The 14,283-nt window shown below is 70.7% G+C and carries 12 protein-coding genes and 2 pseudogenes; 9 read left to right on the forward strand and 5 right to left on the reverse strand.

What is annotated here, in order from left to right; translation table 11 throughout:
• Positions 1-105 precede the first annotated feature (105 nt).
• Positions 106-2,226 (reverse strand): excinuclease ABC subunit UvrB, encoded by a 2,121-nt coding sequence (gene uvrB / locus ACIA73_RS29725; protein WP_399441903.1) that lies wholly within the window; start codon positions 2,224-2,226, stop codon positions 106-108.
• 236 nt (positions 2,227-2,462) lie between these two features.
• On the opposite strand from uvrB, the gene ACIA73_RS29730 reads away from it, so the two are divergent.
• The 3 genes from ACIA73_RS29730 (at position 2,463) to ACIA73_RS29740 (ending at position 5,647) form a co-directional block, all read left to right on the forward strand.
• Positions 2,463-3,407, forward strand: coding sequence for a glycerophosphodiester phosphodiesterase (locus ACIA73_RS29730; protein ID WP_399441904.1), 945 nt, complete (start codon positions 2,463-2,465; stop codon positions 3,405-3,407).
• Between the two features lie 89 nt (positions 3,408-3,496).
• Positions 3,497-4,063, forward strand: a complete 567-nt coding sequence (locus ACIA73_RS29735; RefSeq protein ID WP_399441905.1) for a methylated-DNA--[protein]-cysteine S-methyltransferase — start codon at positions 3,497-3,499, stop codon at positions 4,061-4,063.
• A gap of 285 nt (positions 4,064-4,348) precedes the next feature.
• The gene (locus tag ACIA73_RS29740; RefSeq protein WP_399442045.1) at positions 4,349-5,647 is read left to right on the forward strand and encodes an MFS transporter; all 1,299 of its coding nucleotides are present in this window, start codon (positions 4,349-4,351) and stop codon (positions 5,645-5,647) included.
• A 95-nt stretch (positions 5,648-5,742) separates the two neighbouring features.
• On the opposite strand, the gene ACIA73_RS29745 is transcribed toward ACIA73_RS29740, so the two are convergent.
• Both ACIA73_RS29745 and ACIA73_RS29750 read right to left on the reverse strand, forming a co-directional pair.
• Positions 5,743-6,126 carry a cupin domain-containing protein gene (locus ACIA73_RS29745; RefSeq protein WP_399441906.1) on the reverse strand — a complete coding sequence of 128 codons (384 nt, stop codon included), beginning with the start codon at positions 6,124-6,126 and terminating at the stop codon, positions 5,743-5,745.
• A 32-nt stretch (positions 6,127-6,158) separates the two neighbouring features.
• Positions 6,159-6,614: an SRPBCC domain-containing protein gene (locus ACIA73_RS29750; protein WP_399441907.1), complete on the reverse strand. Its 456-nt coding sequence runs from the start codon at positions 6,612-6,614 to the stop codon at positions 6,159-6,161.
• Between the two features lie 160 nt (positions 6,615-6,774).
• Here ACIA73_RS29750 and ACIA73_RS29755 point away from each other — a divergent pair, with 160 nt between their 5' ends.
• Both ACIA73_RS29755 and fdhA read left to right on the forward strand, forming a co-directional pair.
• Complete coding sequence (locus tag ACIA73_RS29755; RefSeq protein ID WP_399441908.1) at positions 6,775-7,062, forward strand: GlsB/YeaQ/YmgE family stress response membrane protein; 288 nt, start codon at positions 6,775-6,777, stop codon at positions 7,060-7,062.
• Positions 7,063-7,292: 230 nt separating this feature from the next.
• Positions 7,293-8,573 carry a formaldehyde dehydrogenase, glutathione-independent gene (fdhA, locus tag ACIA73_RS29760; protein ID WP_399441909.1) on the forward strand — a complete coding sequence of 427 codons (1,281 nt, stop codon included), beginning with the start codon at positions 7,293-7,295 and terminating at the stop codon, positions 8,571-8,573.
• A gap of 33 nt (positions 8,574-8,606) precedes the next feature.
• Here fdhA and ACIA73_RS29765 read toward each other — a convergent pair whose 3' ends face one another.
• The gene (locus tag ACIA73_RS29765) at positions 8,607-9,257 is read right to left on the reverse strand and encodes a uridine kinase (protein ID WP_399441910.1); all 651 of its coding nucleotides are present in this window, start codon (positions 9,255-9,257) and stop codon (positions 8,607-8,609) included.
• A 105-nt stretch (positions 9,258-9,362) separates the two neighbouring features.
• Here ACIA73_RS29765 and ACIA73_RS29770 point away from each other — a divergent pair.
• The 4 genes and pseudogenes from ACIA73_RS29770 to ACIA73_RS29785 all read left to right on the forward strand — a co-directional run.
• A pseudogene (locus ACIA73_RS29770) lies at positions 9,363-10,100 on the forward strand (SDR family NAD(P)-dependent oxidoreductase); the annotation flags it as partial.
• Positions 10,101-10,104: 4 nt separating this feature from the next.
• Positions 10,105-10,341: pseudogene (locus ACIA73_RS29775) on the forward strand (MerR family DNA-binding protein); the annotation flags it as partial.
• A gap of 277 nt (positions 10,342-10,618) precedes the next feature.
• The gene (locus ACIA73_RS29780; RefSeq protein WP_399441911.1) at positions 10,619-11,368 is read left to right on the forward strand and encodes a DUF2293 domain-containing protein; all 750 of its coding nucleotides are present in this window, start codon (positions 10,619-10,621) and stop codon (positions 11,366-11,368) included.
• Between the two features lie 85 nt (positions 11,369-11,453).
• On the forward strand, positions 11,454-12,803 hold the full coding sequence (locus tag ACIA73_RS29785) for an MFS transporter (RefSeq protein WP_399441912.1): 1,350 nt from the start codon (positions 11,454-11,456) through the stop codon (positions 12,801-12,803).
• Between the two features lie 81 nt (positions 12,804-12,884).
• Here ACIA73_RS29785 and ACIA73_RS29790 read toward each other — a convergent pair whose 3' ends face one another.
• Complete coding sequence (locus tag ACIA73_RS29790; RefSeq protein WP_399441913.1) at positions 12,885-14,018, reverse strand: hypothetical protein; 1,134 nt, start codon at positions 14,016-14,018, stop codon at positions 12,885-12,887.
• Positions 14,019-14,283: the final 265 nt, after the last annotated feature.

Here is a 14,283-nt window from a genome sequence, read left to right on the forward strand (position 1 = left end):
CCGGTGCGTTTTGTGTCGTTCCTGCAACACTCCACGGCAACACTCCACGGCAACGCTCCCCGGCGCGCGGCCGTCGCCCGCACCGGGGCGCCCCCGGCCCGCCCGTTACACCTGTCCCGCCTCCCTCATCTGCCGCAGCTCCTTCTTGAGTTCGCCGACCTCGTCGCGCAGCCGGGCCGCCACCTCGAACTGGAGCTCCGCGGCCGCCGCCCGCATCCGTGCGGTCATCTCCTCGATCTGCTCGGCCAGTTGGGCCGCCGGGCGGTCGGTGAGGACCGGTTCGCCCTTCTTGCCCTTCGCCGCCTTGCCGCCGAGCGCGGGGACCGGCGCCTTGGCGTCCTTGCCGGTCTTGGGCTTGCGGTAGTCGGTGCCCAGCAGCTGCTCGGTGTCGACCTCCTCGCGGGCGATCGTCGCGACGATGTCGTTGATCTTCTTGCGGAGCGGCTGCGGGTCGATGCCGTGTTCCTTGTTGTACGCGACCTGCTTCTCCCGGCGGCGGTTGGTCTCGTCAATGGCCTTGGCCATGGCGGGGGTGACCGTGTCGGCGTACATGTGGACCTGGCCGGAGACGTTGCGTGCCGCGCGGCCGATGGTCTGGATCAGCGAGGTGCCCGAGCGCAGGAAGCCCTGCTTGTCGGCGTCCAGGATGGCGACCAGGGACACCTCGGGCAGGTCGAGGCCCTCGCGGAGCAGGTTGATGCCGACCAGTACGTCGTACTCACCGGCGCGCAGCTCGCGCAGCAGCTCGATGCGGCGCAGGGTGTCGACGTCGCTGTGCAGATACCGCACCTGGATGCCCAGTTCGAGGAAGTACTCGGTGAGGTCCTCGGACATCTTCTTGGTGAGCGTGGTGACCAGGACGCGCTCGTCGCGCTCGGTGCGCAGCCGGATCTCGTGCACCAGGTCGTCGATCTGGCCCTCGGTCGGCTTGACGATGACCTCGGGGTCGATGAGGCCGGTGGGGCGGATGATCTGCTCGACGAAGCCGTCGCCGCGGGAGAGTTCGTACGTCCCGGGGGTCGCCGACAGATAGACGGTCTGGCCGATCCGCTTCTGGAACTCCTCCCACTTCAACGGGCGGTTGTCCATCGCGGACGGCAGCCGGAAGCCGTGGTCGACCAGGGTCCGCTTGCGGGAGGCGTCACCCTCGTACATCGCGCCGATCTGCGGGACGGTGACGTGCGACTCGTCGAGGACCAGCAGGAAGTCCTCGGGGAAGTAGTCGAGCAGGGTGTGCGGGGCGGTGCCGGGCTCGCGGCCGTCGAAGTGCATCGAGTAGTTCTCGATGCCGGAGCAGCTGCCGATCTCGCGGAGCATTTCCAGGTCGTACGTGGTGCGCATGCGCAGCCGCTGGGCCTCCAGCATCTTGCCCTGCTTCTCCAGCTCGGCCAGGCGGTCGGCCAGCTCCTTCTCGATGCCGTTGACCGCCTTCTCCATGCGCTCGGGGCCGGCAACGTAGTGCGAGGCGGGGAAGACGTAGAGGCTGCTCTCCTCGCTGATGACCTCGCCGGTGAGCGGGTGCAGCGTGGACAGTGCCTCGATCTCGTCGCCGAACATCTCGATGCGGACGGCCAGCTCTTCGTAGACCGGGAAGATCTCGATGGTGTCGCCGCGCACCCGGAAGGTGCCGCGGGCGAACGCCATGTCGTTGCGGCTGTACTGGATGTCGACGAAGCGGCGCAGCAGGGCGTCGCGGTCGATCTCCTCGCCGACCTTGAGGGTGACCATGCGGTCCACGTACTCCTGCGGCGTACCCAGGCCGTAGATGCAGGAGACGGAGGCGACCACGATGACGTCGCGGCGGGTGAGCAGCGAGTTGGTCGCGGAGTGCCGCAGCCGCTCGACCTCCTCGTTGATGGAGGAGTCCTTCTCGATGTAGGTGTCGGACTGGGGGACGTACGCCTCGGGCTGGTAGTAGTCGTAATAGGAGACGAAATACTCGACCGCGTTGTTCGGGAGCAGCTCACGGAACTCGTTGGCGAGCTGGGCGGCGAGGGTCTTGTTGGGCGCCATGACGAGCGTGGGGCGCTGGAGCTTCTCGATCATCCAGGCGGTCGTTGCCGACTTGCCCGTGCCGGTCGCGCCCAGCAGGACGACATCCTTCTCGCCTGCGCGAATGCGCTTCTCCAGCTCGGCGATGGCCGCCGGCTGGTCACCGCTGGGCTGGTAGGGGCTGACGACCTCGAAGGGCGCCACCGTACGTTCGATCTTGGAAACGGGCCGCATGCAACCACCGTACGACCCACCACTGACACTCACCGTGCGATCGCCGCTTCGGAGGCCCGGAGAGGGGCCCGGGACGGGGTACGGGCCGAACGCCTGATTTGTACCGGATCAGTCACGGAACGTGTTCACATCTCTTGACACATCGTTCACCGCTTGGCCATTCTTCGCCTGTTCCTCAGTGGTGCGCGGCTGTCACGCTCGGCGCGGCCATGACATTCCGCGCAAGGAGAACCACCGTGCCCACCACCACGCTGCGTCGTGCTGCCGCCACCTCCCTGACCGCTCTGCTGGGCGGGGCCGCCGCGCTGGCCCTGCCCGCCACGGCGCAGGCGGCGCCCGCTCCCGCCGCGCCTCGTGCCGCCGCCGCGCCCGCCCCCGCCGCCGGGGGGCCGACGATCATCCGCCGACCGGTCGTGATCGCCCACCGGGGAGCCGCGGGGCAGGCGCCGGAGAACACCCTGGCCGCCGTCGACAGGGCGGACGCGCTCGGCTTTGACTGGGTGGAGAACGACGTCCAGCGCACCAAGGACGGCGAGCTGGTGATCGTCCACGACGACTCCCTGGCGCGCACCACCAACGTGGAGGAGCTGTTCCCGGACCGCGCTCCGTGGAAGATCAAGGACTTCACCGCGGCGGAGATCCGCACGCTGGACGCGGGCAGCTGGTTCGGCCCCGCGTTCGCGGGCGCCCGGGTGCCGACGCTGAAGGAGTACGTGAACCGGGTGGACCGGAACCATCAGAAGATGCTGATGGAGGTCAAGAACCCGGAGCTCTACCCGGGCATCGAGAAGAACATCGCCGACGTGCTGGACCAGGAGGGCTGGCTGGACCGGTCGCACGTGCTCTACAAGCTGGTGATGCAGAGCTTCAGCGCCGACAGCGTGCGGACCTTCCACGGGCTGCGGCCCGAGGTGACCACCGGGTTCCTCGGTACGCCCGCCCTCGCCGACCTGCCCCAGTACGCGGCGTTCACCGACCAGATCAACCCGCAGCACGGGACCATCAACGCGGCCTTCGTGAAGGCCGTGCACAGTCTCCGGGGCCCGCAGGGGAAGGTGCTCCAGGTGAACACCTGGACGGTCGACGACGCGGTGAACACCAAGAAGGTCTGGGACTACAAGGTGGACGGCATCATCAGCAACAAGCCGGATGTCGTACGCGAGGCCATGCGCCAGCCGTAGGGGCAGCCCTGACCCACCCCACCGGCCCTGAACTGCAAGAACCCGGCGTTCAGGGGCCGTTGTCAGTGGTCGGTCGTACCGTGGGAGGCGTGAACAGCAACCCGCCTGGTGCAGGCATCGTCGAGTGGGCCGTCGTCGGCAGTGACATCGGCCCGCTCCTGCTGGCCGCGACCGGGACGGGCCTGGTGAGCGTGGCCTTCCACGCGGACGCCCGGGTCCGCGAGAAGGCCCTGATGCAACTGGCGGCCCGTCTGGGGGCCGAGCCCGTCGAGGTGCTGGACCCGATATCCGGTGCGGGCCGGCTGGCGGAACCGGCCAGGCAGCTCGACGCCTACTTCGCGGGCGCGCTGCGGGAGTTCACCCTCCCGCTGGACTGGTCGCTGACCACCGGCTTCCACCGCAGGGTCCTCCACGAACTCGACGACTCGGTGCCGTACGGAAGCGTGGTCGGGTACGGCGACCTGGCCCGCCGGGTCGGTGAGCCGGGCGCGGCCCAGGCGGTCGGCGCGGCGATGGGCGCGAACCCGCTGCCGATCGTCGTGCCCTGTCACCGGGTGGTGGAGAGCGACGGCGGACTCGGCGGGTTCGGCGGCGGGCTGGAGACCAAGCGGGTGCTGCTGGCACTGGAGGGGGTGCTGCCCCAGCCGCTTTTCTGACACGGCTCTTCGCGGCCGTGCCCGTGCACCGGCGGCCGCTCCCCTCAAGCCGCCCTTCCGCGGTCCTCGCCGCCCGTGCCGCCGTACGCCCCGCAAACCCCGTGTCGCCCGCTCGGGGCCTGCTGGCACACTGCGGCGGTGACGACTACCCCTGACTCCTCACGACGGGCCGCAGCCATGACGCCCCACGACGACGGCCGGAACGACCGGGAGGCACCGGACAGCGCGGACAGCCCGGGCACCCGGGCCACGGACCGCTCCGCCGGCTCCGCCGAGGAAGCCGCCATGCCCGCTCCCGACGCCGCCGCCCTCGCGACCGACCTCGCGGACGCGCCGGTCTCCGCCGAGGCGCTGCCCGCGCTTCAGCGACGTACCACCGCGGTGCTCATCGCCAGCCAGATACTCGGCGGGCTCGGGGTGCCGATCGGTATCGCGCTGGCTCCCGTACTGGCCACCGAGATCAGTGGCACCGAGGCGCTCTCCGGGCTCGCGCCGACCGCGTCCGTGGTGGGCACGGCGCTGCTCTCGGTGCCGCTCGCCTCGCTGATGACCTCGCGCGGACGGCGTCCCGGACTGGTCCTGGCGTATCTGATCGGCGCGTTCGGAGCGGCGTTCGTGGTACTCGCCGCGATGCTGGACAGCTTCCCGCTGCTGCTGGTCGGCATGGCCGGGTTCGGCGCGGCGTCGTCCGCCAATCTCCAGGCCAGGTTCGCCGCCGCCGACCTGGCCGCACCCGACCGCAGGGCGCGGGCCATCTCGACGGTGGTCTGGGCGACCACCATCGGCGCGGTCCTCGGCCCGAACATCGCGGCCCCGGCCGGACGCGTCTTCTCCGGCACCTCCATACCCGTGACGGCGGCCCCGTTTCTGTGGGCCGCCGTCATCTTCCTGCTCACCGGTGTGATCGTCGCGGTGCTGCTGCGCCCCGACCCGCTGCTCACCGCGCGGGCGCTGGCCCCCAAGGAGGAGCAGTCGGCGGCGGGCCGTTCGCTGCGGGCGGGCATCGCCGCGGTGAAGGCGTCCCCGCGCGCCCGGCTCGCCCTGGTGACGGTGGCCGTCACCCACACCGCCATGGTCTCGATCATGACCATGACCCCCGTCCACCTGGGCCACCACGGTGCCGGGCTGCAACTGGTCGGTCTGGTCATCAGCGGGCACATCGCCGGCATGTACGCGTTCTCGCCGGTGATGGGCTGGCTCGCGGACCGGCTCGGCCGGCTGTCGGTGATCGGCCTGGCGGCGGGACTGCTGTCCGTGGCCGCCCTGCTCGCGGGCACCTCCGGCGGCAGCCACGGGCAGACCGCCGCCGGGCTCTTCGTCCTCGGCCTCGGCTGGTCGGCCGGGCTGGTCGCGGGTTCCGCGCTGCTCACGGACTCCGTGCCGCAGCCCGCCCGCGCCGCCGTGCAGGGCCTGTCCGACCTGACGATGAACTCGGCGGCCGGTATCGGTGGCGCGGCGGCCGGACTGATCGTCGCGCAGGCGGGCTACGGCTGGCTGAACGCGGCCGGCGCCCTCCTGCTGCTGCCGATGGCCGCACTGGCCCTCTTTACCGCACGCACCTCCCCGGCTCCTGCCAAGGACTGAGCCGTCGGGGGCTTCGGAAACCTCGGGCGCCTCGGGTACCGCAGGTGCCCGATGAACTCCAGTAACCCCAAGCACTCCCAGGAACCCCAAGGTCCTCAGAGGCTGATGTGGTACGCCTTGCGCAGCGTCTCGTGCACCGTCCACGTCGTACGGTCGCCCTCGCGCAGCACACAGGCGTCGCCCGGACCGATCTCCAGGGTCGCGCCACCCTCCACCTCGACGGTGGCGCGCCCGCTGACCACCACGAACAGCTCGTTGGCCTCGGTGTCGGTCACCACACCCGGCGTGATCTGCCAGATTCCGCGCAGTTGCTTGCCGTCCGGGGACTCCCAGAGCACCTTGCCGGTGACCTCGGGGCTGCCGGAGACGATCTGCTCGGGGTCGAGCGGCTCGGCCTCCAGTTCGGCATCCGGAATGTGTACGGCGAAGGAGGCCGGAGCGGCGTCGGGAACAGCGGCAGCTTGATCAATTGTCGTCATGGCCGGTCACCTTAGCGAGCACTTCCGGTCGGTCAGCGGGCACCCTCGGTCAGGTGTGCCGCGAGGTGGTCGAAGAAGCCGTTCCAGCCCGCCTCCGCCTCCGCGTACCGGTCCGCGGTGAGGTTTCCGCCGATCTGCTGGAAGGGCATCGCGGTCCGCCCGTCCCCCAGGTCGTCGAAGGCGGCGGTGACCAGTTCACCCTCGGCCCCGTCGTCCGAGCTGTGGTCGGCGAGTGTGAACATCAGCCGTTGCGGACGTACCACCTCCTGGTACTCACCCCAGAAGGGCAGCTCCGCACCATCAGCGGTGATCATCGTCGCGTGCCACGCACCGCCCGGCCTGACGTCCAGGAGCACCTTGTCCAGCGGGACGTCGAGGGCGGCCCCGAACCAGGTGGCGAACCGTTCCGGCTGTGTCCATGCCTCATACACCCGCTCCCTCGGTGCGTCGAGGACGCGGCTGAGGTCGATGCCCGACGTACTGGCCATGGTGGTGTCCCTTCCGGCCCACGTGCGGACGCCCGTCGCCTCTCGCCCCGTGCACCTCAGATGCTCGTCGAGCAGGACGCAACCGGCAATCGCGGCGGCGCGTGCTCCGGCGTACGACGGGCAGAGGTAATGGCACAAGCCTCTACAGGGAGCTGCAGCCATGGAGATCTCCGGCATCATCAGCGCAGTCGTGATCGGCATCATCATCGGCATACTGGGTCGGCTCGTGGTCCCCGGCCGCCAGCGCATCGGCATCCTGTGGACCATCGCGGTGGGCATCATCGCGGCACTGGCGGGCGCGGCGATCGCCGAGGCCTTCGGGGTGAACGACACCAAGGGCGTCGACTGGATCGAGTGGCTGATCCAGATCGCTCTCGCCGCACTGGGCGTCGCCGCACTGGACCGCTTCAAGGCCAACGGGCGCAGCCGGAGCCGCAGCCACCGGTAACGCCGAAGGCCCGTCCTGCCTTCTCCGGCTCAACGGCTCATCAGCCGCCCGAATCCATCCCGATCCCCAAATCCATCCCGCTCCCCTCACTCATCCGGATCCCCGCACTCGTCCCCATCCCCGCGAAGTGCTCGCTGCGCGCACGCTGGCCGGTTTCCTCTCCCGGGTGCAGACTCCACAGCGCGAACGGTCCACGACACGCGCGTACGAGTCGAAGGGACGGGTGCGCCATGAGCGCAGCGGGCACGAGCACGGGGAGTACCGGAACGGGCAGGTCAACCAGCGGCGGAAACCGGGCAGTCGCGTACCTCAAGCCAGGAGCGGTCGAGGTCAGGAGCATCGACTACCCGGCGCTGGAACTCCGGGACGGCCCCGGCGTCGCCCCCGGCAACGTCGGCCGCGTCTGCCGGCACGGGGTGATCCTCAAGGTCCTCGCCACCAACATCTGCGGCAGCGACCAGCACATGGTGCGCGGGCGCACCACCGCTCCCGAGGGCCTGGTTCTCGGTCACGAGATCACCGGCGAGGTGATCGAGCGGGGACCGGACGTCGAGTTCACCGAGACCGGCGACATCGTCTCGGTCCCGTTCAACATCGCCTGCGGCCGCTGCCGCAACTGCAAGGAGCGCAGGACCGGCATCTGTCTGAACGTCAACCCGGCCCGCCCCGGCGCCGCTTACGGCTATGTCGACATGGGCGGCTGGGTCGGCGGCCAGGCACAGTACGTGATGATCCCGTACGCCGATTTCAACCTGCTCCGCTTCCCCGACCGGGACGCGGCCCGCGAGAAGCTGCTCGACCTGGCGATGCTGTCGGACATCTTCCCGACCGGATTCCACGGGGCCGTCTCGGCGGGTGCGGGCGTGGGTTCGACGGTGTACGTCGCCGGGGCCGGGCCCGTCGGTCTGGCGGCGGCAGCCTCCGCCCAGCTCCTGGGCGCCGCGGTCGTCATCGTCGGTGACCTCAACCCCGAACGCCTCGCGCAGGCGAGGAGTTTCGGCTGCGAGACCGTCGATCTCACCCGGGGCCGGGTGGAGGAGCAGATCGCCGAGATCCTGGGCGAGCCGGAGGTGGACGCGGCGGTCGACGCGGTCGGCTTCGAAGCCCGCGCACACGGCCGCCCCGACGCCGAGGAGGCTCCCGCCACGGTCCTCAACTCCCTGATGGCGCTCACCCGGGCGGGCGGTGCGCTGGGCATTCCCGGCCTGTACGTCACGGACGACCCGGGCGGCATCGACCAGGACGCCCGCACCGGCACCCTCAAGGTCCGGCTCGGCCTCGGCTGGGCGAAGAGCCACACCCTCACCACGGGCCAGTGCCCGGTGATGCAGTACCACCGGGCCCTCTCGATGGCGATCCTGCACGAGCGGGTACACATCGCGAAGGCGGTCAACGCGACGGTCATCGGCCTGGAGGAGGCTCCGCGCGGCTACGCCGAGTTCGACCGGGGCGCGAGCCGCAAGTACGTTCTGGACCCGCACGGCGCGCTGACCGGGGTCCGGGCGGTCTGACCTGCTAACCACGGCGGGGGCGTCGCCCCTTGCTCACTCCCCGTCGCCGGGGATTCCGGTCCACGCCGGGTGTTGCGCGTCGTCGGCCCGTACGACGACGTCAGCGGCCTGCGAGGGGCCGACCTCGGCCTCGTACCGTGCGAAGGCGGGCAGCGTCCACTGCTCGCCCTCGGCGGTACGGCGGGCCAGCGCCCCCGGCGACAACCGCACATGCACCGTCAGGTCGCACGGGAACCAGTGCCCGAGCAGCAGCGGCCCGTGCAGCAACAGGACTCCGCCGGGCGGGAGCTCCACGTACGGGCTGCGGGTCGCACGGTCGGTGACCGGGTCCCAGAGGTCCGGCAGAACACGTCCGGTGCCGCCGGGCTCCAGGGGGCCGAAGACCTCACGCCACAGCGCCCCGGTGTCGAACCAGCCCTCGAAGTAGCTGTCCGCGTCCTGCTTCCCGTACTCGAAACGCAGGGACGCGGGCCGCAGGAATCCCCCGGTGTCGACCTGGTGGACAACGCGCCCGCGCGCCCGCAGCGCCTCGGCAAGGAGCCCGGCGGGCTCACCGGTCCCGGCAGCAGGCGCACCGTCCACCGCCACCTTCAGCCAAGGACTGCCGTCCGCGGGCACAAGGGTGTCGAGGTGGCGGGCCAGGCGTCCGGCGAGGCGGCCCCAGGTGATCGGTCGAAGCTCCACCCGTCCATCATCGCCGCTTGACCTTGTCACTGGCGTCAGGGTCGGAGCATCAGCCGCATGAACACCACCCGCACCGCCGGAGCCACTGCCCCTGCCCCGGCCCTTGTGCCCGCTCCGGCCCCCGCTCCCGCTCCCGACACCACCGCCGGATCCCGTGTCGTCTTCGTCACCGGAGCGGGCACCGGCATCGGCCGGGCCACCGCACTCGCCTTCGCCACCGAAGGGGCCCGGGTGATCGCCGTCGGCCGCAGGCCCGGCCCGCTCGCCGAGACGGCCGCTGCGGCAGAACACCCCTCCCGCATCGCACCGTTCGTCGCCGACCTCACACGGGAGGGAGCGGCCGGGGAACTGGTGCGGGAGGCCCTCGGCACGTACGGGAGGCTGGATGTACTGGTGAACAATGCCGGGATCGTCGGCGACGGCGCACTCGGTACGTACACCAGGGGCGGCATCGAGGCGCAGCTCGCGACGAACCTGGTCGCTCCGGTGCTGCTGACCCAGTCAGCCCTGCCCGCACTCGCCGAGCGCGGCGGAGTCGTCGTGAACGTCAGCACCTCGGTCGGCCTGCGGGCCTGGCCCGGGAACGCGGTGTACGCGTCGGCGAAGGCCGCCCTCGAACTCCTCACCCGGAGCTGGGCGGTGGAACTCGCGCCCCGCGGCATCCGGGTCGTGGCGGTCGCCCCGGGCGCGATCGACACCCCGATCGGCGCGCACCGCGGGCTGTCGCCCCAGGAGCAGGCCGCCGTACGCGACTGGCAGGTGGCGCACACTCCGCTGGGGAGGGTGGGACGCCCGGAGGAGGTCACGTGGGCGATCACCCGGCTCGCCTCCCCGGCCGGGTCGTTACGGATACCGGCACTACGACGCGGACCGCTCGATCGTCCGCGTACGCAACATCCGCCAGCTCCTGGATGTCGGGCTGACCTTGGAAGACGTCCAGGCATTCGCCCCTTGCCTGGACGGCGAGGTGCTCGCGGCCGAGCCGTCCGCCGCCAGGCTGCGGATCGCGCGGGACCGGCTCGCCGTACTGGACGCACGGATCGCGGCGCAGTCCGCGGCGCGGGACAAACTGGCCGAGGCACTGGCAGGGCGACAGGCGCAGCGCCCTGACATACCGGAGCGGACTCACGGGCGGCGGGCTCACGGGCGGCGGACTCACGGGCGGCGGACTCACGGGCGGCGGACTCACGGGTGCCGGCCGCCTCCCGAGCCTGCGCCGCTCACGAGCCCGTTTCGCCCACGGGCCCGCGCCGCTCACGAGCCCGTATCGCCTCCGAGCCCGCATCGCCCCGTGTGCGAAGGCTTCCCGGAGGCTGTCGGTCCGGCGGTTATTGATCCGGCAGTCGCGGTAACACCTCCGCATGACCTCCCTCCCGGACCCGACCGCCGCCGGCCCGACGGCGTACCCCGCGAGCAGTCTCGTGGTCATCCAGCCGCTGAAGCGCCGCCACTGCGCCGAGTGCAGGCAGGGGCCGCTCCCCCTCCACGTCATGGAGTTCAACGCCCCGCGCTGCCTGGACTGCGCGGATCTCGGCCATCTGGTCCTCCTCCCGCGCGGCAACACGGCCCTCACCCGCCGTGCCAGGGAGGGGAGTTCGCTGTGGGCGGTGGTGGTCCGCCACCATCGGGGGCGCAAGCGGTACGAGCGTCAGGGGCTGCTGGTCGAGGAACAGGCGCTGGCCCGCGCCGAGGCCGCATGTCTCGCGGACGCCGACGCCCGGGAGCGTCGACGGGCCAGGGACGCCGCCCGCCGTGCGGTCGAGGACACCCGTTTCACCGCCGAGTTCGCCGCCACCGTCCGCCGCCTCTTCCCCGGCTGCCCGGCGGAGCGGGCCCGTACCATCGCCGCCCACACCTCGCTGCGGGGCAGTGGCCGGGTCGGGCGCAGTGCGGCGGGGCGCGCGCTGGACGACGGGGCGGTGATCGCCGCGGTGCGCGCGGCGGTGCGGCACGAGGACACCCCGTACGACAGCCTGCTCATGACGCGCGTCCCCCGGCACGAGGCGAGGGCGCGGGTGGCGGAGGCGATCGAAGGGGTGCTGGAGGCGTGGCGGGTGCCGGGTCAACCAGCCGTGACGGGGGAGGATGACACTCCCCCACCCAGCCCCTGACCAGCACAGCCCCGACACACGAACCCGGCGAGGCACCCGTGTGCGGACCCGGTCAGGGCCCACCCAAGGCGAGGTACCAGCCGCGATGACCACCCCTGACGCACGTCCCCGCGACGGGGGCCAGGAGCTCGCCCCCTCCCTCGATGCCGCGCCGCTGCGCCCCTTCCACCTGCGGGTCACCGCCACCACCTTCGGCGCGAACTTCTCCGACGGCTACGCACTCGGCATGATCGGCGCCGTCCTGACCACCCTCACCGACGCCCGCCACCTCTCCGGCGTCTGGCAGGGGCTGCTCGGCGCCTCGGCCCTGATCGGCCTGTTCTTCGGCTCCATCGTGCTGGGCCGGGTGGGCGACATCATCGGCCGCCAGAAGCTCTACATCTACAACTTCGTCCTCATCACCCTCGCCTCCGCCCTCCAGTTCTGGGCGCACGACCCCGCCGTCCTCTTCGCCCTGCGCCTCCTCATCGGCTTCGGCCTCGGCGCGGACTACGCGGTCGGCCCCACGATGCTCTCCGAGTTCGCCCCGAAACGGCTGCGCGGGCTGCTGCTCGGCTCGCTCACCGTGATGTGGACGGTCGGATACGTCCTGGCCGGCATCCTCGGCACCTGGCTCGGCGGCACCGAGGACGCCGCCTACCTCCTGCTCGCCACCGGAGCACTGCCCGCGGCCCTGGTCCTGCTGCTGCGCATCGGCACCCCCGAGTCACCCAGCTGGCTGGTCAGCCAGGGCCGTGTCGAGGAAGCCCGGGACATCGCCCGCCGCTACCTGAGGGCCGAACTCGGCGACACGGCCACGGAGCGCGCCGTCTCCCCCTCGGCCACCTCCTGGGCGGCGTACCGCGAACTGTTCGCACCCGGCCAGTCCCGCCGCACCTGGTTCGGCCTGATCTTCTACAGCGCCCAGGTCCTGCCCTACTTCGCCATCTACACCTTCATGCCGACCATCCTGCTCGCCCTGAACGTCGAGGACCCCGACCTCCAGAACTTCCTCCTCAACCTCTTCCTGCTGGCCGGCGGAATCATCGGCCTCTGGTTCCTGCAACGCACCGGCCGCCGCCCCCTCGTTATCGCCACCTTCGGCATCATGACCTGCGCCCTGATCCTGATGGGCGCCCTCAGCACCGCCTCCACCACGGCGCTGATGATCCCCTTCCTCGTCTACACCTTCGTGATGGCCGGCGCCTCCAACCTCACCCAGGTCTATCCCGCCGAGCTCTACCCCACCCACCTGCGCGCCACCGGCGTCGGCTTCCTCAACGGCACCAGCCGCATCGCCTCCGCCGTCGGCACCTTCGTCCTGCCGGTCAGCCTGGAGTCGATCGGCCTGAGCTGGTCGATGTACTGGCTGGCGGGCGTCCTGCTGATCGGCACGGTGGCGTCGGTGGCATGGGCACCGGAGACGAGGGAGGTGGGGACTACTTCGGGGGGATGAGTTCTCGGATCACGGACGACCTGAAACTGGTTGACGGCTCCAATCCGGTGCAGTTGTTCAAGGAGCACCTCAACCTCGATGTCATCCCTGGCCCGGTGCCGCCCAAGCGCCGCGCTCGGTGAGCAGCCGACGCACGGCGAAAGTCATGTGCTGAATGTGCCCCACCTTGGCCCAGGTCTCCGCACTGCCCGAGCCTTTGCTGCCTTCCCCGTACGCACACTCGTAGAGCCAGCTTTCCGCAGCACTGAAACCTCTCCCCCGGAATCCTGGCGACTCGACGATGCGGCGGGCCTTGGCACGGGTTCTGGCGACGTGGTCGGCACCTCGGGTAGGAACCCTTGGCAGGAGGAAGTCATCCATGGTCGTGTAGCGCAGGATGCTCCAATCCGGGCCGCGGGACTCCTTGGGAGGCGTCGGAATGTTCGCGCTGTGGGCGTGCTCCGCCGAGTAGTCGCCGAAGACCGGACGCCGCGCGTCATCCGGTCGGTCGTCGAGTACGGAGCGATGGACTTGAACGTCGTGGCGCGGGGCGGTGTCCGTGCTTCGGTCGGGGAAACGTTCGTCGCTGACCCTCGGTGAGCGGGGGAAGGAACCCGAGGTGAGGATGAGGGTTCGCCAGCGGGCCAGCTCTCCGAGCAGATCGAGTGTGGCGGTGCCCCGTTTACTCGCCTCCGCCGCGTCCGTGACCATGCCGAGGTCCAGGATGAGGTCGAGTTGAGAGGGCGGGACGCCGAGGCGCTGGATAAGGTCGTGGACTTCTTCAGGGAGGGTTTCTGCCGGTGGGGTGTCGACCAACAGCCGGAGACCGAGACCGCGGCCGCTGAGGAAAGCAAGGTCTGCTGTGTAGCGCTGCTGGGTCGGACTCCGGTCCAAGCTCGTGACAAGACGCAGACGACTCCTGGTCGCGAGGCGCCACAGGCCGATGGCCGCCGCTTCGACCGCGCACTCCACGTGCCCGGTGTCAACCCAGCCTGCGGCGCCCCGCACCGTCCCGATGAGTTTGTCCGTCCTGTCCCTGAACCAGCGAGCCAGCTCGTCCTGGTCGGGGTCCAGGTCGACGTCAGGCCGGACGCCCCGCATCCGTTCTGGCCCGGCGCGAGGGGCCACCGTCCAGAGCGGGACGACTCTGCGGCGTATGCGGGGATCGAGCTGTTCGTAGGCCCACAGGGCATAACGCCGTGTCGGCAGTACTGGCACATAGATCGGTCCGGCCATGGCGAACCGCCCCCATCGCTCCCGACTGCATCTGCGAGAACGTTCCTGTTCGCAGAGTCGCCCTGACCGAGCCGTCACGGAAGAGCGCGTTTCTAGCCAGGGCTTGCATCACGCCAACATCGAGTCCCAGGGCGCTGTCGGTCCAGGTGCGGCACCGGGGGCGCTGGCCCTCACCTTGCAGCAGGCGGGTGGAGGGCAATCTGATCGCGCCGCGTGCGCACGCTCGACCGTCATCGCCGGATACAGCACGGCCCGGATCTCAATG

The organism is Streptomyces sp. NPDC051561 (assembly GCF_044454195.1).
Classification (GTDB): Bacteria; Actinomycetota; Actinomycetes; order Streptomycetales; family Streptomycetaceae; genus Streptomyces.

Bases quoted from the DNA above. Each gene is read 5' to 3' on its own strand.
- uvrB (WP_399441903.1), bottom strand. From the start codon at position 2,226: ATGCGGCCCGTTTCCAAGATCGAACGTACGGTGGCGCCCTTCGAGGTC.
- ACIA73_RS29740 (WP_399442045.1), top strand. From the start codon at position 4,349: ATGCCCGCTCCCGACGCCGCCGCCCTCGCGACCGACCTCGCGGACGCG.
- ACIA73_RS29745 (WP_399441906.1), bottom strand. From the start codon at position 6,126: ATGACGACAATTGATCAAGCTGCCGCTGTTCCCGACGCCGCTCCGGCC.
- ACIA73_RS29750 (WP_399441907.1), bottom strand. From the start codon at position 6,614: ATGGCCAGTACGTCGGGCATCGACCTCAGCCGCGTCCTCGACGCACCG.
- ACIA73_RS29755 (WP_399441908.1), top strand. From the start codon at position 6,775: ATGGAGATCTCCGGCATCATCAGCGCAGTCGTGATCGGCATCATCATC.
- fdhA (WP_399441909.1), top strand. From the start codon at position 7,293: ATGAGCGCAGCGGGCACGAGCACGGGGAGTACCGGAACGGGCAGGTCA.
- ACIA73_RS29780 (WP_399441911.1), top strand. From the start codon at position 10,619: ATGACCTCCCTCCCGGACCCGACCGCCGCCGGCCCGACGGCGTACCCC.
- ACIA73_RS29785 (WP_399441912.1), top strand. From the start codon at position 11,454: ATGACCACCCCTGACGCACGTCCCCGCGACGGGGGCCAGGAGCTCGCC.
- ACIA73_RS29790 (WP_399441913.1), bottom strand. From the start codon at position 14,018: ATGGCCGGACCGATCTATGTGCCAGTACTGCCGACACGGCGTTATGCC.